Raw genomic sequence first — 22,824 nt, forward strand, 5'->3', positions numbered from 1 at the left:
AGCTGACGAACGCGTCAGGGAAAGTACGGACCGGTTTCGGTCAAGATCATGCTCGCGTTAACGTAGATTCCAACAAGAGGAAGTTTTACGATGAAGGATCTTCTCGGCCTGATGGGCAAGGCAAAGGAAATGCAGGCCAAGTTCCAGGCCATGCAGGACGAGATCGCCACCCTCGAAGCCACTGGGCAGGCGGGTGGCGGGCTGGTTAGCGTGACCCTGACCGGCAAGTTCGAAATGAAGGCGCTGAAGATCGATCCGTCCTTGCTGAAGGACGACGAGGTGGAGATCCTCGAAGACTTGCTGTTGGCCGCTCACAATGATGCCAAAAATAAGGTCGAGCTGGTCATGCAGGAAAAGACCAAGGCATTGACTGCGGGCCTGCCTATACCGCCCGGAATGAAATTGCCGTTCTAAGGCATCTGCCACCAGTTAATTGATTATGAACGAGAATTGAGCCTGGGCCGCAATATTAACCATTTTGCCGGCATGCTCACGGGCTCATTTCGCGACATTCATAAAGTTTTACCCAAGTCCAGAGATTGCTAACCATCTAGCCATCTTTTTGCCTGAAAGAGTCTCATTCTTGCCACATCTCGGGGCGGGCTGGCATCTGGAAATGAGGCTTTTTTGTTGATCGCGACGCGATGGAAGACGCCGCTGCTGCTTATCGGCATCGCCGCTTCCCCCTTGTTCCTGGCCGGCTGCAGCCAGACCGCTTCACATGGCATGTCGGTGGCGAGCCTGACCGACGCCGTCACCCCGAGCTTCCTCAGCTCGCGTTCCTACAAATACTCGATGAAGGACAAGGAGTGCCTGCAAAGGGCGATGTTCTTCGAGTCCAACCGGTCGAGCCGTGACGGCATGATCGCCGTCGGTACGGTCGTGATGAACCGGCTGCGCTCGGGCCAGCATGGCAGCACGATCTGCGAGGTCGTCGGCGAAAGGGGCCAGTTCGCCCCAGGCGTGCTGACGCGCCCGATGAATTCGCGGGCATTGCCAGATGTCGAGGAAGCCGCCGAGGCAGTGCTGAAAGGCGAGCGCAAGGCCAAGCTCAAGAACACGATGTTCTTCCACACCGCCGGCCTGCGTTTCCCCTACAAGAACATGCACTACACGATGGTGGCCGGCGGCAATGCCTTCTATGAGAAGCGCGGCCGCAACTGGCAGCCGTTGCCGGATGAGCCCATGGTCGCCATGGCCTCCGGCAAGTCGCAGAAGACCGACCCCACCGCTCCGGTCCTCGTCGCTTCCGCCGAGCCGGTGGTCAAGACGATCGTGCATGCTGATCCGGCCGCCACGACCGCGGCTGCCGCGCCGGCGCTTCCGGCCAAGACCACAACCGTTGCTGCCCAGCAGACCTATGTGACGGCCTCCGCCGCGCCAGGGCAGAAGGCCGGCCGCGTCACCGCGAAGCCGATCATGGTGGCGATGCAGGAGCCGATGGAGGAGCCCGACGCCTCCCGCTTCGGCGGCACGTTGAAAGGCCGCTACATCACCTCCGTTCCGAGCGCCCCGCAGGAAGCGGCGATGGGATTCCAGTCGACGCCCGAGAACACCGACGCCATCGGCGCGCTGATTGTCAGCCAGTCCCGGCCGCTCGAAGCCTACTGAGCCAACCCGCCATCAAATGATCCGCCTTGACGGCATGGCGGATCATTTCCTGTTGCGGATGTCACCAAAGCGCTCTGAAAACCGTTTCGCACTTTTCCCGGAATTGCTCTAGATCAGAGCGATGTCGAAAAGAATCGCCGGTCCAGAGATAGAACGCCTGATCCAGCTCCTGGCCAAGGTGCCGGGGCTCGGGCCGCGTTCGGCAAGGCGCGCGGCTCTCCATCTCATCAAGAAGAAGGAGCAGCTGCTCGAGCCTTTAGCCGCAGCCATGGGCGAGGCGGCCGATAAAGTGCGCATCTGCTCGACCTGCGGCAATGTCGACACCTCCGACCCGTGCATGATCTGCACCGATCCACGCCGCGATGCCGGCACGCTTATCGTCGTCGAGGACGTCTCCGATCTCTGGGCGCTGGAACGCGCCGCCGCTATGAATGTGCGCTATCACGTGCTCGGCGGCACGCTGTCGCCGCTCGATGGCATCGGCCCGGACCAGCTCAACATCCGCTCGCTGGTAGACCGTGTCGCCGGCGGCGAGGTGAAGGAGGTGATCCTTGCCGTCAACGCCACCGTCGAGGGCCAGACCACGGCGCACTACCTGACCGATCAGCTCTCGGGTTTCGAGGTCAAGGTGACTAGGCTCGCGCATGGCGTCCCGGTCGGCGGCGAGCTCGATTATCTCGACGAAGGCACGCTTGCCGCGGCGCTGCGCTCGAGGACGGCGTTTTGAGGGGAGGGGATTGGTGACTGGCGTTTTTCCCGGAAAGGCCGCACTCCGTCCCACCCCCCTCTGTCCTGCCGGACATCTCCCCCGCAAGGGGGGAGATCAGACGTCACGCCGGCTTTCGCCAATATCCAAGGTCGCAGGAAGAGGCGGGGCACCGAAACAGCCAATCTCCCCCCAAGTGGGGGAGATGTCCGGCAAGACAGAGGGGGGCGCGACAGAACGCGGCTTTTCCAAATTCGGCTTCGCATTTTTCCTTGCCGCGCTTGCCGTCCTCCTCACCCTCCCCGCTCGCGCCACGCCCATCGACAACCAATTCCAGGCCTGGCTGCAAAACGACCTCTGGCCCGAGGCCAAGGCCAAAGGCATTTCCAAAAAGACCTTCGACGCCGCCTTCATCGGCGTGAAGCCGAACCTGAAACTGCCGGATCTCGTCATGCCCGGCGAGAAGCCGGCGACGCCGCAAAAACAGCACCAGGCGGAGTTCGGTCCGCCCGCCAATTATTTCGCCGAGAAGATCATTCGGGCCGTCACCGGCGGAGGACGGTCGCGCGAAAGCGCCAACGCCCGCGTGCTTGGGCTCATCGAGAAGCGGTACGGCGTGCCTGGCGAGATCGTGCTGGCGATCTGGGGTCGCGAGACCGGCTTCGGCGCCGCCAAGATGCCTTACGACGCCTTCGAGGTGCTGGGCACCAAGGCGTTCATGTCGACGAAGAAGGATTTCTTCCGCACCGAGGTGCTGGCCGCACTAGAGATCGTCGAGCGCGGGCTGGCTCCGGTCAATGCGATGAAGTCCTCCTGGGCAGGCGCGCTCGGCCAGCCGCAATTCATGCCGACTTCCTTCCTCAAGCATGCCGTCGATTTCGACGGCGACGGCCGGCCCGACATCTGGAACTCGACGCCGGACGTGCTCGCCTCCATCGCCAACTATCTTGTCCACTATGGCTGGGTGAGGGGGCGCGGCTGGGGAACCGAGGTGATTGCGCCGGCAAACGTCTCCTGCGCGCTCGAAGGACCCGACCAGGGAAAGAAGATATCCGACTGGGTGGCGATGGGCATCAGGCGCGCCGATGGCAAAGCGTTCGCGGCGAGCGAATTGAAGGCCGAGGGGTTTCTGCTGATGCCGGCCGGGCGCAGCGGTCCTGCCTTCATCGTCACGCCGAACTTCTATGTCTTGAAGGAATACAACACCAGTGACCTCTATGCGCTGTTCATCGGCCACGCCGCCGATCGCATCGCCAAGGGCGACGCCACCTTCGCCGGCACCTGGGGGCCGGTCGGCGATCTTCACCGGTCCGATATCGCTTCGCTGCAGCGGACGCTGGAGGCGAAGGGTTACGACGTCGGCAGCGCCGACGGCTTGCCCGGCTTCAAGACACGCCGCTCGATCGGCGTCTGGCAAGCGAAGAACGGCAAGGCCGCCACCTGCTTTCCGGACGCGAACCTGGTTGCGCAGCTAAAATGACGGGCGACTTCCAAGCGGCCAGGAGTTGGCAGATTTTCCCAATCGGCGGCTTCGATTAGCCGGCAGCTGGGTCGACTCGTGGTGGCCCATTCTGGCCCAATAAGCTGTCTCGCAAAATGCGCGTTGCGGGTTCGAACGCCGCCGAATAGGGTGTTGACCAACTGGACAAAAACCACGACGGTAAGCTCGGTGGGCCGTCGATCGGTCCCAAGGAATTCTGCAACCCTGAGCCGGGAACTCAGGTCAACAATCAACAAAACAGGGAACGACTACCATGATGCTGGAAAGGTTTGCTCTTCGCTCTCGTGGCTTGCTCGCGGGTGTGGCGATGTCGGCGCTGCTCGCGGTGCCGGCCTTTGCGGTCACGCCTGCCGACACGCTGGTCGAAGGTTTCGCAATCGACGACATCATCTCGATGGATCCGGGCGAAGCGTTCGAGCTGTCGACCGCCGAGGTTACCGGCAATACTTATGATCTTCTGGTCCGCCTCGACCTCAACGATACTTCCAAGGTCAAGGGCGATCTCGCCGAAAGCTGGAGCGTTTCGGATGACGGCCTGACATATACCTTCAAGCTCAAGCCCGGCATGAAGTTCGCCTCCGGCAATCCAATCACCGCGGCCGATGTCGCCTATTCCTTCGAGCGCGCCATCAAGCTCGATAAGAGCCCGGCCTTCATCATCAATCAGTTCGGCATCAGTGGCGACAATGTCACCGAGAAGGCGAAAGCGGTCGACGACACCACCTTCCAGTTCGTTGTCGACAAGGCCTATGCGCCGAGCTTCGTGCTGAACTGCCTGTCGGCCACCGTCGCTTCGGTCGTCGACAGCAAGCTGGTCAAGGAGCATGTCGCCGCCGTCACGCCGAGCGCCGACTACAAATGGGACAACGACTTCGGCAACGCCTGGCTGAAGACCGGCTATGCCGGCTCTGGCCCCTATAAGCTGCGCGAATGGCGCGCCAACGAGGCTGTCGTGCTGGAGCGTAACGACAATTACAATGGCGAGAAGGCCAAGCTCGCCCGCGTCATCTACCGCAACATGAAGGAGAGCTCGGCGCAGCGCCTGGCGCTGGAGGCCGGTGACATCGATGTCGCCCGCAATCTGGAACCGAACGATCTCGATGCCATCGCCAAAAACGCCGATCTCACCACGACAAGCGCGCCGAAGGGCACGGTCTATTACATCAGCCTCAACCAGAAGAACCCGAACCTCGCCAAGCCTGAGGTGCGTCAGGCGTTCAAATATCTGATCGACTATGATGCGATGGCCTCGACCATCCTGAAGGGCATTGGCGAGATCCACCAGTCCTTCCTGCCCAAGGGCGATCTCGGCGCGATCGACGAGAATCCGTTCAAGCTCGACGTGGCCAAGGCCAAGGACCTTTTGGCGAAGGCCGGGTTGGCTGATGGCTTCAAAGTGACCATGGACGTGCGCACCGGCCAGCCGACCACCGGCATGGCGGAATCGATCCAGCAGACGCTCGGCCAGGCCGGGATCAAGCTTGAGATCATCCCCGGCGACGGCAAGCAGACGCTGACCAAATACCGCGCCCGCAACCACGACATCTATATCGGCAATTGGGGCCAGGACTATTTCGATCCCAACTCCAACGCGCAGACTTTCGCCTCGAACCCGGACAATTCCGACAGTGCCAAGATCAAGACACTGGCCTGGCGCAATGCCTGGGATATTCCGGACCTGACCAAGGAAACCGAGGCGGCGCTGCTCGAGAAGGACTCCGCCAAGCGCGCCGACATGTACAAGGACCTGCAGAAGAAGATCCTCGACACCAGCCCCTTCGTCATCATCCATCAGCAACTGGAGGTGGCGGGGCTGCGCAAGAACCTGAAGGACTTCAAGCTCGGCCCGAGCTTCGACACCAACTTCGTCTGGCCGGTCTCGAAGGAATAGCGCTTTCGGACGCGCCGCGTGAGCGTAGCTGAGAACCAGGCGGCGGCGGGGCGCGGCGGCGCCCGTGCCGTCGCGCTTCTGTCGTCGATCGGCCGCTTCCTGGTCATCGCGGTGACGACCTATCTCGGTCTTCTCGCGGTGACCTTCTTCATCGGCCGCGTCATCCCGATCGATCCGGTGCTGGCCGTGCTCGGCGACCGGGCCCCGACAGCCGTCGTCGAGCGCACGCGCCGCGAGATGGGGCTCGACCTGCCGCTGATCCAGCAGTTCTACATCTACGTCAAAAACGCGCTCAGCGGCGATTTCGGCACTTCGGTGCTGACCACCAATCCGGTGATGTCCGACATCCGCCGCGTCTTTCCGGCGACCATCGAGCTGGCGACGCTCGGCACGATCATCGGCGCCGTCATCGGCGTGCCGCTCGGCGTGCTCGCTGCTGTCCGTCGCGGCAGTCTCGTCGACCAGATCGTGCGCATCATCGGCCTTATCGGCTATTCCGTGCCGATCTTCTGGCTGGGACTGCTCGGCCTCGTCCTGTTCTACGCCAAGCTGCAATGGGTCGCCTTTCCGGCGCGGCTCGACGTCGTCTACGAATACACTTTCACGCCGATCACCGGCTTCTACCTGCTCGATGCGGCCATGCAGGGACAGTGGGATGTCTTCTACGATGCCTACCGCCACATCATCCTGCCGGCCTCCCTGCTTGGCTATTTCGCGCTCGCCTATATCAGCCGCATGACGCGCTCCTTCATGTTGAACGAGATGGCGCAGGAATATATCGTCGCCGCCCGCGCCAAGGGCCTGTCGGAGACGCGCATCATCTGGGGCCACGCGCTGCGCAACGCCGCTGTGCCGATGGTGACGGTGATCGCGCTTTCCTATGCCAGCCTGCTCGAAGGCTCGGTGCTGACCGAGACCGTCTTCTCCTGGCCGGGCATCGGCCTCTACATCACCAATTCATTGCAGAACGCCGACATGAACGCGGTGCTCGGCGGCACCATCATCATCGGCTCGGTCTTTATCGCCATCAACCTTCTGTCGGACCTGCTCTATCGGTTCCTCGATCCACGGACGAAAGTCGAATGAGCGCCGAGACGATGCAAACCCGACGCGAATGGCTGCTCAGCGAGAGGCCGGCCTCGCGCATGCAGGCAAGGCTCGGCCGCGCCTATGTGGCCTGGCGGCGCTTCACAGCCAACCGGCTCGCGCTCGTCGGTTTGCTCATCATTCTCGCATTGGTGGTGGTAGCCGCGCTTGCCGGCGTGCTGGCACCCTATTCGCCAACCGTGGGTGACCTGAAGAATGCCCGTCTGCTGGCGCCGAGCGCCGCGCATTGGTTCGGCACCGACGACCTCGGCCGCGATATCTCCTCGCGCATCCTCCACGGCTCGCGCTGGACGCTCTATGTCGTCATCCTCGTCGCCATCATCGCCGCGCCCATCGGCCTGCTGGTCGGCACCGTCGCAGGCTATGCCGGCGGCTGGACCGATGCCATTTTGATGCGCATCACCGACATCTTCCTAGCCTTCCCGAAGCTGGTGCTGGCGCTGGCCTTCGTCGCGGCGCTCGGCCCCGGCATCGAGAACGCGGTGCTGGCGATCGCCATCACCTCCTGGCCGCCTTACGCGCGCATCGCGCGCGCCGAGACGCTGACGGTACGCAATTCCGACTACATCAAGGCGGTGCAATTGATGGGTGCCTCACCCTTCCGCATCGTGCTGCGCCACATCATGCCGCTCTGCATCTCCTCGCTGATCATCCGGGTGACGCTCGACATGGCGGGCATCATCCTCACCGCCGCCGGCCTCGGCTTCCTCGGCCTCGGCGCGCAGCCGCCGCTGCCCGAATGGGGCGCGATGATCGCGTCCGGCCGCCGCTTCATCCTCGACCAGTGGTGGGTGGCTGCCGCACCAGGCGTTGCCATCCTCATCGTCAGCCTCGGCTTCAACCTGCTCGGTGACGGCCTGCGCGACGCGCTCGATCCCCGGAGCGGCGACCAATGAGTGACGACCGATGAGCGGCGACCGATGAGCGGTAATTCCGATAGGCAAACGAAAGGCACGCTGCTCGAAGTCGACGATCTGCGCGTCACTTTCCCGACACGCACCGGGATCGTGCAGGCGGTGCGCGGCGTGTCCTTCTCGCTCGGCCGCGAGCGGCTGGGCATTGTCGGCGAGAGCGGCTCCGGCAAGTCGCAGACCGGCCGCGCCATCATGGGCCTGACCCCGCCGCAGGCCGAGGTGTCGGCGAAAAAGCTGCGCTTCGACGGCATCGATCTGCTCTCGGTGTCATCCAGCCGGCGCCGTGCGCTGCGGGGAAACCGCATCGCCATGATCCTGCAGGACCCGAAATACTCGCTCGATCCGGTGATGACCATCGGCCGCCAAATCGTCGAGACGCTGCGCACGCATGAGAAAGTCGGAAAGGCCGAAGCGCGCGAGCGCGCGCTGGAGATGCTGCGGGCGGTCCAGATTCGCGATCCGGCCCGTGTCTTCGACCTTCACCCGCATGAGGTCTCGGGCGGCATGGGCCAGCGCGCGATGATCGCCATGATGCTGATCGCCGGGCCGGAACTGATGATCGCCGACGAGCCGACCTCGGCGCTCGACGTCACCGTGCAGCTCGATGTGCTGAACATTCTCGATAGGCTGGTCGCCGAGCGCGGCATGGGGCTGATCTTCATCTCGCATGATCTGCGCCTGGTGTCCTCCTTCTGCGACCGCGTGGTCGTCATGTATGCCGGCAAGGTGGTCGAGCAGCTCAAGGCGTCCGAACTGCGCGAGGCCCAGCATCCCTATACGCGCGGCCTGCTCAACTGCATGCCGAGAATCGGCTTCGAGCGACACCCGCTGCCGGTGCTCGACCGCAAGCCGGAATGGGCGGCATGACGGCCGCCATCACCATCGAAGGGCTGGAGGTGGTTTTCGATCGCTTCCGCGCGCTGAAGGGCGTTAACCTCGAAGTCAGGGAAGGCGAGTCCTACGGGCTGGTTGGCGAAAGCGGCTCCGGCAAGTCGACCCTGCTCAAGGCAATCACCGGCCTTGCGCCTGTCGCTGCCGGCACCATCGCTGTCAACGGCAAGACGCTTGGCAAGACCCGCGACAAGGCCTTTTACCGCGACGTGCAGATGGTCTTCCAAGATCCGTATGGGTCGCTGCATCCGCGCCAGACCGTCGACCGGCTGCTGCAGGAACCGCTCGCCATTCACGCAATCCAGGATGGCGAGAAGCGCATCGAGCGCGCGCTGGACGAAGTCGGCCTCGGCAAGGGTTTCCGCTTCCGCTATGCGCACCAGCTCTCCGGCGGCCAGCGCCAGCGCGTGGCGATCGCCCGCGCGCTGATCCTCGAACCCTCGATCCTTTTGCTCGACGAGCCGACCTCGGCGCTCGATGCTTCTGTCCAGGCCGAGGTGCTGAACCTGCTCGAAGAGGTGCGGCGGCGGCGCAAGCTCACCTTCCTGATGGTCAGTCACGACCTCGCCATCATCACCCATATGTGCGAACGGCTGATGGTGATGCAGAACGGCGAAGCGGTGGAGACGCTGACCGCAAGCCAGCTGATCGGCCACCGCGTGAGCGAGGATTATACGCGCAACCTGCTTCGAGCGAGCGAGGGGTTTGTGAGGGTTTAACTCTCCGCAGCAACGATCACGTCTGCTTTGGCGCCATCCCGCACCCGCTTCGGCGGCTCCTTGATCCGGAACCACGTCACATAAAGCGCCGGCAGGAAGAGCAGCGTGATCGCCGTGCCGGCGATGATGCCACCCATCATCGCGTAGGCCATCGGTCCCCAGAACACCTCGCGCGCGATCGGGATCAGGGCCAGGCTGGCCGCCGCCGCCGTCAGCGCGATCGGCCGCATGCGGTGCTCGGTCGCCTCGATCACGGCTGCCCAGCGGTCCTTGCCCTCGGCGACGAGATCCTCGATCTGGACGATCAGGATGACCGAGTTGCGGATCAGGATGCCGATCAGCGCCAGCACGCCGAGAATGGCGACGAAGCCGAGCGGCGCGCCGCTGGGCACCAGGGCGGCCACCACGCCGATCAGCCCGAGCGGCGCCACCGCCACCACCAGGAACAGGCGCTGGAAGCTTTGCAACTGCACCATCAGGATGGTCGCCATGATGAACAGCATCAAGGGCACCACGGCCGCGATCGGTCCTTGGCTCTTGGCGCTTTCTTCGACCGAGCCCGCTATTTCGACCGAATAGCCGGGCGGCAGCTTGGCGATGAAGGCCTCGACCGAAGGCTTAAGCTCGTTGACCACGGTCGCAGGCAGCACGTCGCCCACCAGGCCGGCGCGCACGGTGATCGTCGGCGTGCGGTTGCGCCGCCACACCGTCGGCTGCTCGAGGTCGTAGCGGAAATTGGCGATGGCAGCCAAGGGGATCGACTCGCCCGTGCCGGTCGGCAATTGCATGTTCTGCAGTGTCGAGATCGAGCTGCGGTCCGCCTCGCGCGAGCGCGCCACCACATTGATCAGGTAGGTGGCGTCGCGCACTTGGGTGATCGTCGAGCCGCCCACCGTGCTGTTCAGCGCGCTGGCGATATCGGACGAGGTGATGCCGAGCTGGCGCGCCTTGTCCTGCAGCACGTCGACCCTCAGCACGCGCTGCGGTTCGTTCCAGTCGAAGGTCGGCGCGGCGAGCCTCGGATTGGCGGAGATCACGCCGGCAAACTGTTGCGCCAGCTCGCGCACCGTCTGGATGTCGGGACCGCCGACGCGGTACTGCACCGGCCTGCCGACCGGCGGCCCGAGCTCGAGCGGCTTGACGAACGCGTCGGTGCCGACGAACTCCTGGCGCAGCAGCTTTTCCAGCGCCGGCTTCACCCGGTTGCGCGCTTCGATGCTCTTGGTGACGATGACGGTCTGGCCGAAATAGGGATTGGCCGGCTGAACGTCATAGGCAAGCACGAAGCGCACCGCGCCCTGGCCAATGTACGAACTGAAATGGTCGATGTCGGGGTTGCCGACCAGCGCCCGCTGCTCGAAGCGCTCCATCTGGTCGCGCGTCTCGGTGATCGAGGAGTTCTGCGGCAGGTTCCAGTCGACGATCAGCTCCGGCCGGTCCGATGGCGGGAAGAACTGCTGCTGGACGAGACCGAAGCCGGCGACCGAGGCCGCGAACACAAGCATCGTCACGATGATCGTCAGCCAATGGCGGCGAACCGAGAAGACAAGCACGCGCCGGAACAGTGACGTGAACCGGCCGGGCTGGTCGTGATGTTTTTCCTTCATCGTCGCCGGCAGGATGGTGACCCCGAGCAGCGGCGCGAACAGCACCGCCACGATCCATGACACCAGCAGCGACACCGCGATGACGACGAACAGCGTGAAGGTGTACTCGCCTGCGGCGCTCGAGTTGAGCCCGATCGGGATGAAGCCGGCGACTGTCACCAGCGTGCCGGTCAGCATCGGGAAGGCGGTCGAGGTATAGACATAGGTCGCCGCCTTGCGCAGGTTGTCGCCGACCTCCAGCCGCGCCACCATCATCTCGACGGCGATCATGGCGTCGTCGACCAAAAGGCCGAGCGCAATGATCAGCGCGCCGAGCGAGATGCGCTGCAGCGATATCCCGAGATACGCCATGACCGTGAAGGTGATGGCCAGCACCAGCGGAATCGACAGTGCGACGACGAAGCCGGCGCGCAGGCCGAGGCTGATGAAGGAGACGGCCAGCACGATGGCGACGGCCTCGAACAGCGCCCGCGTGAAGCCCGAGACCGCCTCCTCGACGATGACCGGCTGGTCGGCGACCAGATGCACCCCGACGCCGACCGGCAGGTCGGCCAGCACCTTCTGCATCTCCTCGTGCAGCGCTTCGCCGAATTTGAGCAGATTGGCGTTCGGCTTCATGCCGATGGCAAGCCCGATCGCATCCTGGCCGTTGAAGCGGAACAAGGCCGTCGGCGGGTCGACGTAGCCGCGCCTGATCGTCGCCACGTCGCTCAGCCGGAAGAAGCGGTCGTTGACGCGCAGGTTGATGGCCCGCAGGCTCTCCTCGGAAGTGAACTGGCCTCCGACGCGCACGCTGACGCGCTCCGGACCGGACTGCACGACGCCGGACGGCGTGATGGCGTTCTGCGCCTGCAGGCTGGCGACGATCTGCTGCTGGTTGAGGCCAAGCGCGGCGATCTGCCGGCTGGAGAATTCCAGGTAGATCGCCTCGTCCTGCGCCCCGACCAGGTCAACCTTGCCGGCATTCGGCACGGTCAGGATCTTTGTCCTCACATCCTCGACATAGTCGCGCAATTGGCGCGGCGTCAGCCCGTCGGCGGTGAAGGCGTAGATGTTGCCGTAGACATCGCCGAAGCGGTCGTTGAAGAACGGTCCCTGCACGCCTTGCGGCAACTGCGCCTTGATGTCGTTGACCATATTGCGCACCTGAAGCCAGTTCGGCACGACATCGCGCGCCTTGGTGGTGTCCTTCAGGTTGACGAAGATGACGGTCTGGCCGGCCGTGGTGACGGATCTGGTGAAGTCGAGGCTGTCGAGCTCCTCGAGCTTTTTCTCGATGCGATCGGTCACCTGCTGCACCGTCTCCTTGACCGAGGCGCCCGGCCAGTTGGCCTGGATGATCATGGTCTTGATGGTGAAGGCGGGATCTTCCTCGCGGCCGAGATTGAGATAGGAGAAAATGCCGGCCACGACGAAGACCAGCATGAAATACCACACCATGGAGCGGTGGCTGAGCGCCCAATCGGAAAGATTGAAGCCCTGCATCAGACCCCGCCCTCCGGCACCTTGACTTTCTCGCCTTCGCTCAAGCTGTGGACGCCCGCGGTGACGACGCGCATGCCTGCCTCGAGGCCTTCGGCCACGGTGAAGCTGCCGCCCTTTTTCGACGCGATCTTGATCTCGCGCGCGCTCACGCTTGAGGACTGCGGATCGACGACCCACACCATTTCCGAGCCATTCTTTTCCAGCAGCGCCGATATCGGCAGTTCGATGGTCGGCGCCAGCTTGGTCATGCGCGTCGCCGTGATCGTCGAGCCCAGCCGGAACGCTGACGGCGGATTGACCAGGGTCAGCCGCACGCGGCGGGTGCGGGTCGAGCCCTCCGATTGCGGCGCGACCTCGCGCAGCTTGGCGTCGGTTTTGATGCCCGGCAGCGATTGCAGAATGATCTCGAACGGCGCGCCGACGGTGAGATCGCCGGTCAATTGGTCGGGAATGTCGACCACTGCCTCGCGCGGGTCAGTGCGGGCTACGGTGACGACGGTCTGTCCCGGCGAAACCGTCTGGCCGACTTCGGCGCCGATCGCTGTGACGACGCCGTCGAAATCGGAGAACAGCCGGGCATAACCGAGCTGCTCCTGCGACTTGGCCAGAGCGGCATTGGCGCGCTCGACGCCGGCTTCCGCCGCCTGGCGCGCTTGTTTGGCGGCATCGAACGTAGCCTGCGAAGTATTGGCGGAGGCAAGCAGTTGGCGCTGCCGCTCCTCGCTGGCCGTGGCATTGGCGAATTGCGCCTGCGCGTTCGACAGATCGGCTTTCGATGCCTGGACGGCGAACTCCAGCGCCGTCGGATCGAGCGCCGCGATCGTCGTGCCCTTGCTGACGATGTCGCCGACCTTGACGTCGCGCGAGACGACGCGGCCGAGCAGGCGGAAGGCGAGGTCGGCGCTGTATTGCGGCTCGATCGAGCCGGCAAAGCCGAAGGTCTCGACGGTCTTCGGTTCGACCACCATCGACAGGACCGGCCGGATGACCTCAGGCGCCTTCTCTTCCGAACGCGAGCAGGCGGCAAGCGCAGCAAGAAGAACCAGCGAGGCAATGTGCGGCGACCGGTTCATTGGTCGGACCCCGCCACTTCGATCGTCTGGCCAGGACTGAGCAACTGCCCGGCGGCCGTCACGACGCTCTGGCCTTCCTGCAGACCCTTGTCGACGACGACCACGCCGGAATCGAAGGCGAGCACCTCGACCGGCGCCGCCGTCACCGCCTTGCTTGACGGGTCGACGATCCACACCGCGGGCTTGCCGGCGGTGGACGTCAGCGCCTGCCAGGGCAGTAGGATGGCTTTGACGGACTTGGCGCTGACCGTGCCGATCACGGCCGCACCCAGCGGCATGCCGGCAGGCGTATCGGGAATGCCGACCTTGACCCGGATCGATCCCGACTGGGTATCGACCGCCGGCGAGATCTCGCGCACTTTGCCGACAGCCCTGACCTGAGGGTCGGAAAGCAGCGTGATCGTCACCGCCGGGGAGGGCGGCGTCTGGGCAACCAGCGTTTCATGCACGTTGAAGACTGCGTCGCGGTCGCCGTCCTCGGCGATGGTGAACACGGTCTGCGCCGCCTGCACCACCTGCCCGGCTTCGACCTGGCGCGCCGTGATGACGCCGCTGGCTCCTGCCTTGAGCTCGGTGAAGGAAAGATTTTCCTTGGCATTGGCCAAGGCGCTTTGCGCCGCATCGACGCTGCCTTGCGCCACTTTCAGCGTCTGGTTGGCGGTGTCGAAATCGCGTCTGGTGGTAAAACCCTCGGAGAGCAGCGTCTTTTGCCGCTGGTAGGTGGCCGCCGCCTGGGTGAGCTGCGCCTGCGCGGCGTCGAGGTCGGCCTGAGCCGAGCGCAGGTCCGATTCCTGTTCCTGCGGATCGATGCGGGCAAGCACCGCCCCTTTATCGACATGCTGGCCGACATCGACCAGCCGCTCGGCGACGCGCCCGCCGACGCGGAACGACAGATTGTTGAGCGTGCGGGCCGCAATCACCCCGGTCAGCGAGGTCCGCGGCGCGTAGTCGGCAAGCGCGACCGTCTGTGTGGTCACCATCACGGGCAGCTTTTTGTCGGCTGCCTGCTGCTTCTGGCAACCTGAAACCAACAGCGCCGCGACACAGGTCAGCAGCAGCAAGGTGTTTGGACAACATGCAGGGCGGAGCGGCAAGGACGGCAAGGCGGACGATGTCGCGTTCCTGCTCATGGTTCCCTCGGCCCGCGGGAGCCGCTCCCGGCAGCGGCACGTCGCGGCTGAAGCGAGGATAATCGATCGGCCGGAAAAGGAAACTGTTTCTGCCCGACGATCGACCGGCTGGTCGAGACCGATTTCGGCCTTGCGGCAGGCCCAATCGACTGGGCCAATGTGCCGACTTGAGGAAAACCTGAAATAAGGTCAGAAGAGGCTTTGACGGCATCAAAACGGAGCGGGCGCCGGCCCGATGAGGTGTGAGATGAAGAATTCAGCCATTTCCGAACGCAAGAACCAGTCGATCTCGCGCGGCGTCGGCATGACCACGCAGATCTACGCCGATCGTGCCGAGAATTCGGAAATCTGGGACGTCGAGGGCCGCCGCTACATCGACTTCTCGTCAGGCATTGCGGTGGTCAACACGGGTCACCGCCATCCGAAAGTGATCGAAGCGGTCAAGGCGCAGCTCGACCGCTTCACCCACACCTGCCATCAGGTCGTTCCTTACGAGAGCTATGTGCGCCTCGCCGAGCGGCTGAACGGCATGCTGCCCGGCAAGTTCGACAAGAAGACCGTCTTCGTCACCACCGGCGCCGAGGCCGTCGAGAACGCCATCAAGATCGCGCGCAACGCCACCGGTCGCCAGGCGGTCATCGCCTTTTCCGGCGGCTTCCACGGCCGCACCTTCATGGGCATGGCGCTGACCGGCAAGGTCGTGCCTTACAAGGTTGGCTTCGGCGCCATGTCGGCCGATGTCTTCCATGCGCCGTTCCCGGTCGCGCTGCACGGCGTGTCGGTCGCGGATTCGCTTGCAGCGCTCGACAAGCTGTTCAAGGCCGATGTCGATCCGGCCAGGGTCGCGGCCATCATCGTCGAGCCGGTGCAGGGCGAGGGCGGCTTCTACGAGGCGCCGCGCGATTTCATGACGGCACTGCGCAAGACCTGCGACCAGCACGGCATCCTTCTTGTCGCCGACGAGGTGCAGACCGGCTTTGCCCGCACCGGCAAGATGTTCGCGATGGAGCACCATGACGTGGCGCCGGATCTCACCACCATGGCCAAGAGCCTCGCCGGCGGGTTCCCGCTGTCGGCCGTCACCGGCCGCGCCGAGATCATGGACGCGCCTGGACCGGGCGGGCTCGGTGGCACCTATGGCGGCAGCCCGATCGGCGTCGCCGCGGCGCATGCCGTGCTCGACGTCATCGAGGAAGAAAAGCTGTGCGAGCGCGCCAACGCGCTCGGCGCCAGGCTGAAGCAGCGGCTGGCGTCGATCCGCGAGGACGTGCCGGAGATCGTCGACATCCGCGGCCCGGGCTTCATGAACGCCGTCGAGTTCAATGATGTGAAGAAGGGCCTGCCCTCGGCGGAATTAGCCAATGCGGTGCGGCTGAAGGCGCTCGACAAGGGCCTCATCCTGCTCACCTGCGGCGTCTACGGCAACGTCATCCGCTTCCTGTCGCCAATCACCATCCAGGACGGCGTCATGACGGAGGCGCTGGATATATTGGAGACCTCGATCCGCGAGGCGCGGGCGGCTTGAGCCAACCCTACCTCCCCCTTGTGGGGAGGTCGGATCGAAGGTCCGGGCGGGGGCTGCGCAGTCCCCTCGCCCCGTTGCTTCGCAGCGCCCTCCCCACAAGGGAGAGGGTAAGCGCGTCAGCCTGCGGCCCTTGCCGGCTCGTCTTGGCTGAAGGCCGCAAGCGCCGCCTTCAGCGCATCCGGCCCGGCTGCCACGGTGTGGGGCGCGGGCGAGAAGCCGGCGCCGAGCATCTTGCGGCCGAGCATGTGGTCGGCCGGGCGGTTGACGGATTCGATGCCCAGAAGTCTGTTGTCGGCATAATGGTAGATCGAGAACCTGTTCTCGGCCGGCTCGCCCAGCACGACATGGCTGTCGCCGCCTTGCGTCAGGCCGACCATCTGCAGCTTCATGTCGCCGATATCCGACCAGAACCAAGGCACGGCCGCGAAGGGTTCGGCATGGCCGACGATGGTGCGCGCGGCAAGCCGCGCCTGGTCGGTGGCGTTCTGCACCGATTCCAGCCGCACGTCGCCGCCGGTGAACCAATGCCGGTAGGAGGCGGCATCGCCGACGGCGAGGATTTCCGGGATCGAGCTCTGCATATGCTGGTCGACGCGGATGCCGTTGGCGATCGCGATGCCGGCGGCTTCGGCCAGCTCGACATTGGGCACCACGCCGATGCCGATGATCAGCAGTTGCGCCGGCAGGCGCTCGCCGCTTGACGTGATCGCGGCCGAAACGCGGCCGCCTTCGCCTTCCAGACGGGCAACCGTGGTGCCGGTGAGCAGGCGCACGCCCATCGCCTCCAGGCGCTGGCGCACATGCGCCGCGATTGCCGGCGCCACGGCGCGGCCGAGAAGCCTGTCGAGCGCCTCGACGACGGTGACCCTGCGGCCGGCGGCCCTCAGCGTCGCTGCGATTTCGAGGCCGATGAAGCCGCCGCCGAGGACGACGACCTCCTCGCTCTGCGCGCTCAACTCGCGGATCAGCCGCGCATCGGCCAGCGAGCGCAGCGACACCACGCCGGCGAGCTCCGCGCCATCGAGCTTGAGGAGCCGCGGCCGCGAGCCGGTGGCCAGCACCAGCCGGTCGAAGGCAATTGTGCCGCCGCCTGAAACGTCCAGCCTGCGCTCGCCACCATCGATCCTGTCGATCCAAACGCCCGGCCGGTAGTCGATGGCATTGCCGGAATAGAAGGCCTCGCCGCGCAAAGGCTGCGGCTTGGCTTCGGCATCCTTGATGAAGGTCTTGGACAGCGGCGGCTTGTGATAGGGCAGCTCGTTCTCGTCGCCGATCAGGATGACAGGCCCGTCATAGCCTTCCTCACGCAGGCTAGCGGCCGCCTGCACGCCGGCATGACCCGCACCGACAATGACCACCCCGTTCTTCATCGCAGCCCTTTTTGCCTTCAAATCTAGGATCTTCCGCCAAGTGGCGATTGTCTGCCGCCGCCGCAAGAGCCGTGGTCCGGGTCGCACCCAGGATGGCCGCCTGTCAATCCGGATATCCGCCGCATTTCGCCGGCTTAAAGTTGATAATTGTAGTTTAGAATAATTCTAAACTGTTGTTTCAATTGAATTTTCTCTATTCCACCAGTTGACTTCCAGGCACTCCGCCGCTTTATGGAGGGCCGCGCTCTCGGCGCATTCCTTTGATGTCTGGGCCTTGAACCCTTTCGATTGGAGGCATTTCGGTGACTTTTGCTGATTGGCCGCGCCATTGCGCGGCAACTTTGCCTTTCCGGTCATTCGTGCTTGCGCTGGCGCCGCGCGCCGGCGGCCGCATGCCTATGTCATTGAATTTCTGAGGAGATGGGATTGATGAAAGCGATAATCACGCCGCGAACTATTGCGCTACGTTGGGGCCCCAGGCTTGCCGCGATCGGCGCCACCGCGGCGCTGACGGCGGCCGTGTTCGTGCTGCCGGCGAAGGCCGAAACCGATGCGAAGGCGGTGATCAAAACCTATGCCGACATCGCGCTCGCCAAATACGAGGATTCGCTGATCACGGCTGAGGCGCTCGACAAGGCCGTCGACGCGCTTCTCGCCAAGCCCTCGGCAGAGACGCTCAACGCTGCACGCGACGCCTGGAAGGCGGCGCGCGTGCCTTACCAGCAGACCGAGGTCTACCGCTTCGGCAACAAGATCGTGGACGACTGGGAAGGCAAGGTGAATTCCTGGCCGCTGGACGAAGGCCTGATCGACTATGTCGCCAAGAGCTACGGCACCGAGTCGGACGAGAACTCGCTCTATACGGCGAACGTCATTGCGAACAAGGAGATCGAGATCAACGGCAAGAAGGTCGACGCCTCGAAGCTGACGCCGGAATTCCTCTCGGGCACGCTGCAGGAAGCCGGCGGCGTCGAGGCCAATGTCGCGACCGGCTATCACGCCATCGAATTCCTGCTTTGGGGCCAGGACCTGCACGGGACCGGTCCAGGCGCCGGCGAGCGCCCGTACACCGACTACGATCTCAAGAACTGCACTGGCGGCAATTGCGACCGCCGCGCGGAATATCTGAAGTCGGCAAGCGACCTTCTGGTCTCCGACCTGCAGGAGATGGTCAACAACTGGAAGGAAGACGGCGCCGCGCGCAAGACCCTCGTCGATGGCGAGCCGAATGCCGGCATCTCCACCATCCTCACCGGCATGGGATCGCTCTCCTATGGCGAACTGGCCGGCGAGCGCATGAAGCTCGGCCTTTTGCTGCACGACCCGGAGGAGGAGCAGGACTGCTTCTCCGACAACACCTACAACTCGCATCTCTATGATGCGATCGGCATCCGCGCCGCCTATCACGCCAACTATACGCGCCTCGACGGCACCGTGGTTTCCGGCCCGTCGGTGTCGGACATGGTGAAGGTGGCCGATTCTGCGATCGACAAGGAACTGTCGGACAAGCTCGATACTTCGGTCGCCAAGATGGAAGCGATCAAGGCGCGGGCGCTGGCCGGCGAGGCCTATGACCAGCAGATCGCCGAAGGCAATGCGGAAGGCAACGCCACTGTGCAGGCGGCGATCGACGCCCTGATCGACCAGACCAAGTCGATCGAACGCGCGGTCGGCTCACTCAAGCTCAATGCCATCGCCTTCGAGGGCTCCGACAGCCTCGATGCTCCGGACAAGGTGTTCAAGTAGCACCCTAGCATGATCCCAAAAAGTGGAAGCCGGTTTTTTGAGAAACAAGCCAAACGGCGCCGGAACAGCGCCGCCAGCCAGAGCAAGTGAATGCTGATCTGCCATTGCAACATCATCACCGAGAAGGAGATCGAGCAGACGATCATCGGTCTGCTGGATGAAGATCCCTGGCAGCTTATCGTGCCGGCCAAGGTCTATCATGCCATGCGCAAGCGCGGTCGCTGTTGCGGCTGCTTTCCAAATGTGGTGGAAACGATCATTCGGGTCACCGAGAACTACCACGCCCGTTCAGAGGGGAGCGGCGCGGATATCGTTTCACACCTGGACCGCGTCAGAGGACTGCGCGGCCAATTCGGGAGCAGAACCCATGAAAGGCGAACCGCAGGTCATCGAGCGGCTTAACGAAGCCCTGTTTCTGGAGCTTGGTGCCGTCAATCAGTACTGGGTCCATTATCGTCTGCTCGAAGACTGGGGCTACACCAAGCTGGCAAAGAAGGAGCGGGCGGAATCGATCGAAGAAATGCATCACGCCGACCGGCTGGTTGCCCGCATCATCTTCCTCGAAGGCCATCCGAACCTGCAGTCGGTCGCGCCGTTACGTATCGGCCAGAATGTGAAGGAAGTGCTCGAATCCGATCTCGCCGGCGAATATGACGCGCGCACCTCCTACAAGCGCTCGCGCGAGATTTGCCAGGATGCGGGCGACTATGTGTCGATGAAACTGTTCGAGGATCTGCTGACGGACGAGGAAGGCCACATCGACTTCCTGGAGAGTCAGCTCGACCTGCTCGCCTCGATCGGCGAGGAGAAATACGGCCAGCTCAACGCCGACTCGGCCAACGACGCGGAGTAAGGACATGCGGGAATGCGGCGCCCGATAGATTTTTCGCGCCGCTCGTGGCGGGCCGAGATAGCCGGCCTGCTGCTCCCGAGGAACCGGCGATACCCGATCTGGCGCGATGCCACGCTCCTGCTGGCAATCACGCTTTCTGCTCCCGCCATGGCGGGCGAGCCGGCGGGTCTGCCGACGAGCCGCACAGATCTGACGCCGGAGGATCAGGCGCGGGTGTTGGCGGTCACCAAGCCTACGACCGACTTTACAAAGCCCGAACCGTTCGAGCTGATGCAGGGCGGCGCCGGCACGTCGAGGAAGGACGTCAACCGCGACGCCTTCTCGCAGCCTTCCGCCAACATAACCTTCGAGGAGGAAGGGACCTTCAAGCTCGGCAATGCGCTTTTCCGCAAGAACTGGGTGTCGTCGCCGTCATCGACCCAGGCGTCCGACGGGCTCGGTCCGCTGTTCAACGAACGCGCCTGCCAGAACTGCCATCTGAAGGATGGTCGCGGCCGACCGCCGGGAAGCGGCACAGGCTCGACCTCGATGTTCTTGCGGCTGGCGCGCGATGCAAGCAATGCCGAGGAGAGAGCCGAACTTGCCAACCATAAGCTGCTGAATTTCCCCGATCCTGTCTATGGCTCGCAATTGCAGGATCTGGCGGTTCCCGGCCTCAAGGGTGAAGGCCGCATGCGCATCGACTATTCGGAAGAGAAGGTAACGCTGGGCGACGGTGCCGTCGTTTTGCTGCGCAAGCCCCGCTACTCGGTCGAGAATCCGGGCTATGGCCCGCTCGACCCGCGCACGACGTTGTCGCCGCGCCTGACGCCGCCAATGATCGGGCTCGGACTGATCGAGGAGATCGCCCCGGCCGACATCCTCGCCCTTGCCGATCCGCATGACCGCGACCGCGACGGCATCTCCGGCCGGCCGAACCTAGTTCGCGAGGAGTTGAGCGGCGCGATAACTTTGGGCCGCTTCGGCTGGAAAGCGCAGGCCGCATCGATCCGGCAGCAGGCCGCCGATGCCTTTGCCGGCGATATCGGCATCTCGACGCCTGAAGTGCCGAAGCATTGGGGCGATTGCACCGAAGCTGAGAAGGCGTGCCTTACCCTGCCGAATGGCGTCCAAGAGCGCCTGGGCGCGGCGGAAGCGCCGCCCCCGGTCATGGACCTCGTCACCTTCTATTCGCAGAACCTCGCTGTGCCGGCGCGGCGCGACCTCGACAAGCCGGAGGTTCTTTCCGGCAAGAAGCAATTCTACGAGATGGGCTGCATTTCCTGCCACACGCCGAAATTCGTCACCATGCGCGGCACGCCCAACAAGGCGCAAGCCTTCCAACTGATCTGGCCCTATTCCGATTTCCTGCTGCACGACATGGGCGAGGGCCTCGCCGACGGGCAGCGCGTGGGGGAGGCGAGCGGCAGCGAATGGCGCACGCCGCCGCTCTGGGGCATCGGCCTGACCGCCACGGTCAACGGCAACAGCTTCTATCTGCATGACGGCCGCGCGCGGACGCTCGAAGAGGCGATCTTGTGGCACGGCGGCGAGGGCCAGAAGGCGCGCGACCGCTTTGCCGGCGCAGCTGCCGCCGACCGCGATGCGCTGATCAAATTCCTGGAGTCGCTCTGATGTTTAACCGACGTGCCGCCGCGCTTGCCCTTCCTTTCTTGCTGGCCGCGGCCTTGCCGACCCAGGCCGCGGTCAAAGCTTCCGATGTTATCGGACGCGCGATCGACGGCTTCGTCCGCCCGGCCTACGCCAGCCTCGACGACCATGCCGGAACCCTGACCCAGGCGATGCGCCAGCTCTGCAATGCGCCGTCCCAGCAAAATCTCGACGCGGCGCGTACCGAGTTTTCCGTCACAGTCGAAGCCTGGTCCGTGGCCGAGATCATCGCCTTCGGGCCCATCAAGGAAAACAACCGGCTGGAGCGCATGCTCTACTGGCCGGACCGCAAGAGCATCGGATTGAGGCAGGTGCAGTCGACCCTCGTTGCCAAGGATCCATCCGCCGCCGATCCGGCGCAACTCGCGGGAAAGAGCGTGGCCATGCAGGGCCTCGGTGCGTTGGAATATGTGCTGTTCGGCGATGGCGCCGAAACGCTTGCCAGTAAGGACGATCCCTATCGCTGCGCCTACGGCGCGGCGGTGGCCAGCAACATCCGAGCGATCGCCGGCGAGGTCCGCGAAGCATGGAGCAAGCCCGATGGTTTTGCCTCGCTCTGGGCCAATCCGGGGCCGAAGAACCCGCTCTATCGTGATGGTACCGAGGCGGTTACGGAACTGGTCGGCGTTTTCATCAATGAGCTGGAAATGATCCGCGACGTGCGGCTCAAGGGTTTTCTTGGCGCGAAGCCCGATGCTGACAAGCCGAAGCAGGCGATCTACTGGCGCTCGCAGAACACGCTGAAATCGCTGGCCGGAAATCTGTCCGGCATCGACAAGCTGTTCCAGGCCTCCAAGCTTGGCGATGCGCTGCCCGCCGATGCGCGGTGGATGGCCGAATCCATCCACATCCAGCTGACCAACGGCGTGGCGACGGCGAAGTCTGTTAGCGGCCCGATCGACAAGGCGCTCGCCGATCCGGCGCTACGCGACAAGCTCGAGCATCTCGCGCTGATCACCTCCAGCCTCTCGACCCTGATCGGCACCAGGATGACCGCCGAGTTTGGCCTGACCGCCGGCTTTTCGTCGCTGGATGGTGATTGACG

Annotated in this window: 19 protein-coding genes; 15 read left to right on the top strand and 4 right to left on the bottom strand. The window is 64.1% G+C overall.

Annotated features, from left to right (window positions below):
• The first annotated feature begins 90 nt into the window (after window positions 1-90).
• From A9K71_RS13950 to A9K71_RS13990, 9 genes are all read left to right on the top strand, one after another.
• Window positions 91-414: a YbaB/EbfC family nucleoid-associated protein gene (locus A9K71_RS13950; protein WP_066996259.1), complete on the top strand. Its 324-nt coding sequence runs from the start codon at window positions 91-93 to the stop codon at window positions 412-414.
• A gap of 216 nt (window positions 415-630) precedes the next feature.
• Window positions 631-1,611: a cell wall hydrolase gene (locus A9K71_RS13955; protein WP_066996474.1), complete on the top strand. Its 981-nt coding sequence runs from the start codon at window positions 631-633 to the stop codon at window positions 1,609-1,611.
• A 121-nt stretch (window positions 1,612-1,732) separates the two neighbouring features.
• Entirely contained in the window at window positions 1,733-2,338 is a 606-nt protein-coding gene (gene recR / locus A9K71_RS13960) for a recombination mediator RecR (RefSeq protein ID WP_066996262.1), read from the top strand.
• Window positions 2,339-2,522: 184 nt separating this feature from the next.
• Complete coding sequence (locus tag A9K71_RS13965; protein WP_066996265.1) at window positions 2,523-3,797, top strand: lytic murein transglycosylase; 1,275 nt, start codon at window positions 2,523-2,525, stop codon at window positions 3,795-3,797.
• A gap of 274 nt (window positions 3,798-4,071) precedes the next feature.
• Window positions 4,072-5,709: an ABC transporter substrate-binding protein gene (locus A9K71_RS13970; RefSeq protein ID WP_066996268.1), complete on the top strand. Its 1,638-nt coding sequence runs from the start codon at window positions 4,072-4,074 to the stop codon at window positions 5,707-5,709.
• A gap of 18 nt (window positions 5,710-5,727) precedes the next feature.
• Complete coding sequence (locus A9K71_RS13975) at window positions 5,728-6,795, top strand: ABC transporter permease (RefSeq protein WP_066996271.1); 1,068 nt, start codon at window positions 5,728-5,730, stop codon at window positions 6,793-6,795.
• A complete protein-coding gene (gene nikC / locus A9K71_RS13980) occupies window positions 6,792-7,712 on the top strand; it encodes a nickel transporter permease (RefSeq protein ID WP_066996274.1) in 921 nt (306 codons plus the stop codon). Before A9K71_RS13975 ends, nikC begins: the two co-directional genes overlap by 4 nt.
• Window positions 7,713-7,736: 24 nt before the next feature.
• Window positions 7,737-8,597, top strand: a complete 861-nt coding sequence (locus A9K71_RS13985) for an ABC transporter ATP-binding protein (RefSeq protein ID WP_066996477.1) — start codon at window positions 7,737-7,739, stop codon at window positions 8,595-8,597.
• Complete coding sequence (locus tag A9K71_RS13990; RefSeq protein ID WP_066996480.1) at window positions 8,594-9,340, top strand: ABC transporter ATP-binding protein; 747 nt, start codon at window positions 8,594-8,596, stop codon at window positions 9,338-9,340. Before A9K71_RS13985 ends, A9K71_RS13990 begins: the two co-directional genes overlap by 4 nt.
• Here A9K71_RS13990 and A9K71_RS13995 read toward each other — a convergent pair.
• From A9K71_RS13995 to A9K71_RS14005, 3 genes are read right to left on the bottom strand one after another with little or no spacing between them, the layout of a single operon-like run.
• Entirely contained in the window at window positions 9,337-12,432 is a 3,096-nt protein-coding gene (locus A9K71_RS13995; RefSeq protein ID WP_066996277.1) for an efflux RND transporter permease subunit, read from the bottom strand. The genes A9K71_RS13990 and A9K71_RS13995 overlap by 4 nt on opposite strands.
• Window positions 12,432-13,505: an efflux RND transporter periplasmic adaptor subunit gene (locus tag A9K71_RS14000; RefSeq protein ID WP_066996280.1), complete on the bottom strand. Its 1,074-nt coding sequence runs from the start codon at window positions 13,503-13,505 to the stop codon at window positions 12,432-12,434. The genes A9K71_RS13995 and A9K71_RS14000 overlap by 1 nt, the downstream gene beginning before the upstream one ends.
• Window positions 13,502-14,635: an efflux RND transporter periplasmic adaptor subunit gene (locus tag A9K71_RS14005; protein WP_066996283.1), complete on the bottom strand. Its 1,134-nt coding sequence runs from the start codon at window positions 14,633-14,635 to the stop codon at window positions 13,502-13,504. The genes A9K71_RS14000 and A9K71_RS14005 overlap by 4 nt, the downstream gene beginning before the upstream one ends.
• 247 nt (window positions 14,636-14,882) lie before the next feature.
• On the opposite strand from A9K71_RS14005, the gene A9K71_RS14010 reads away from it, so the two are divergent.
• Entirely contained in the window at window positions 14,883-16,160 is a 1,278-nt protein-coding gene (locus A9K71_RS14010; protein ID WP_066996286.1) for a 4-aminobutyrate--2-oxoglutarate transaminase, read from the top strand.
• A gap of 116 nt (window positions 16,161-16,276) precedes the next feature.
• Here A9K71_RS14010 and A9K71_RS14015 read toward each other — a convergent pair whose 3' ends face one another.
• On the bottom strand, window positions 16,277-17,530 hold the full coding sequence (locus A9K71_RS14015) for an FAD-dependent oxidoreductase (RefSeq protein WP_066996289.1): 1,254 nt from the start codon (window positions 17,528-17,530) through the stop codon (window positions 16,277-16,279).
• A gap of 429 nt (window positions 17,531-17,959) precedes the next feature.
• Between A9K71_RS14015 and A9K71_RS14020 the strand changes: the two genes are divergently transcribed.
• The 5 genes from A9K71_RS14020 (at window position 17,960) to A9K71_RS14040 (ending at window position 22,822) form a co-directional block, all read left to right on the top strand.
• Window positions 17,960-19,276: an imelysin family protein gene (locus A9K71_RS14020; protein ID WP_066996292.1), complete on the top strand. Its 1,317-nt coding sequence runs from the start codon at window positions 17,960-17,962 to the stop codon at window positions 19,274-19,276.
• 90 nt (window positions 19,277-19,366) lie between these two features.
• A complete protein-coding gene (locus A9K71_RS14025) occupies window positions 19,367-19,678 on the top strand; it encodes a (2Fe-2S)-binding protein (protein ID WP_066996295.1) in 312 nt (103 codons plus the stop codon).
• Window positions 19,644-20,129 (top strand): bacterioferritin, encoded by a 486-nt coding sequence (bfr, locus tag A9K71_RS14030; RefSeq protein WP_066996298.1) that lies wholly within the window; start codon window positions 19,644-19,646, stop codon window positions 20,127-20,129. The genes A9K71_RS14025 and bfr overlap by 35 nt, the downstream gene beginning before the upstream one ends.
• A 12-nt stretch (window positions 20,130-20,141) precedes the next feature.
• Window positions 20,142-21,743, top strand: coding sequence for a di-heme oxidoredictase family protein (locus tag A9K71_RS14035; RefSeq protein ID WP_066996301.1), 1,602 nt, complete (start codon window positions 20,142-20,144; stop codon window positions 21,741-21,743).
• Window positions 21,743-22,822 carry an imelysin family protein gene (locus tag A9K71_RS14040; protein WP_082980510.1) on the top strand — a complete coding sequence of 360 codons (1,080 nt, stop codon included), beginning with the start codon at window positions 21,743-21,745 and terminating at the stop codon, window positions 22,820-22,822. Before A9K71_RS14035 ends, A9K71_RS14040 begins: the two co-directional genes overlap by 1 nt.
• The last annotated feature ends 2 nt before the right edge of the window (window positions 22,823-22,824 follow it).

The organism is Mesorhizobium sp. WSM3873 (assembly GCF_001672445.1).
GTDB lineage: Bacteria > Pseudomonadota > Alphaproteobacteria > Rhizobiales > Rhizobiaceae > Mesorhizobium.

Bases quoted from the DNA above. Each gene is read 5' to 3' on its own strand.
- A9K71_RS13950 (WP_066996259.1), top strand. From the start codon at position 91: ATGAAGGATCTTCTCGGCCTGATGGGCAAGGCAAAGGAAATGCAGGCC.
- recR (WP_066996262.1), top strand. From the start codon at position 1,733: ATGTCGAAAAGAATCGCCGGTCCAGAGATAGAACGCCTGATCCAGCTC.
- A9K71_RS13965 (WP_066996265.1), top strand. From the start codon at position 2,523: ATGTCCGGCAAGACAGAGGGGGGCGCGACAGAACGCGGCTTTTCCAAA.
- A9K71_RS13970 (WP_066996268.1), top strand. From the start codon at position 4,072: ATGATGCTGGAAAGGTTTGCTCTTCGCTCTCGTGGCTTGCTCGCGGGT.
- nikC (WP_066996274.1), top strand. From the start codon at position 6,792: ATGAGCGCCGAGACGATGCAAACCCGACGCGAATGGCTGCTCAGCGAG.
- A9K71_RS13985 (WP_066996477.1), top strand. From the start codon at position 7,737: ATGAGCGGTAATTCCGATAGGCAAACGAAAGGCACGCTGCTCGAAGTC.
- A9K71_RS13990 (WP_066996480.1), top strand. From the start codon at position 8,594: ATGACGGCCGCCATCACCATCGAAGGGCTGGAGGTGGTTTTCGATCGC.
- A9K71_RS13995 (WP_066996277.1), bottom strand. From the start codon at position 12,432: ATGCAGGGCTTCAATCTTTCCGATTGGGCGCTCAGCCACCGCTCCATG.
- A9K71_RS14000 (WP_066996280.1), bottom strand. From the start codon at position 13,505: ATGAACCGGTCGCCGCACATTGCCTCGCTGGTTCTTCTTGCTGCGCTT.
- A9K71_RS14005 (WP_066996283.1), bottom strand. From the start codon at position 14,635: ATGAGCAGGAACGCGACATCGTCCGCCTTGCCGTCCTTGCCGCTCCGC.
- A9K71_RS14010 (WP_066996286.1), top strand. From the start codon at position 14,883: ATGAAGAATTCAGCCATTTCCGAACGCAAGAACCAGTCGATCTCGCGC.
- A9K71_RS14015 (WP_066996289.1), bottom strand. From the start codon at position 17,530: ATGAAGAACGGGGTGGTCATTGTCGGTGCGGGTCATGCCGGCGTGCAG.
- A9K71_RS14020 (WP_066996292.1), top strand. From the start codon at position 17,960: ATGAAAGCGATAATCACGCCGCGAACTATTGCGCTACGTTGGGGCCCC.
- A9K71_RS14025 (WP_066996295.1), top strand. From the start codon at position 19,367: ATGCTGATCTGCCATTGCAACATCATCACCGAGAAGGAGATCGAGCAG.
- bfr (WP_066996298.1), top strand. From the start codon at position 19,644: ATGAAAGGCGAACCGCAGGTCATCGAGCGGCTTAACGAAGCCCTGTTT.
- A9K71_RS14035 (WP_066996301.1), top strand. From the start codon at position 20,142: ATGCGGCGCCCGATAGATTTTTCGCGCCGCTCGTGGCGGGCCGAGATA.
- A9K71_RS14040 (WP_082980510.1), top strand. From the start codon at position 21,743: ATGTTTAACCGACGTGCCGCCGCGCTTGCCCTTCCTTTCTTGCTGGCC.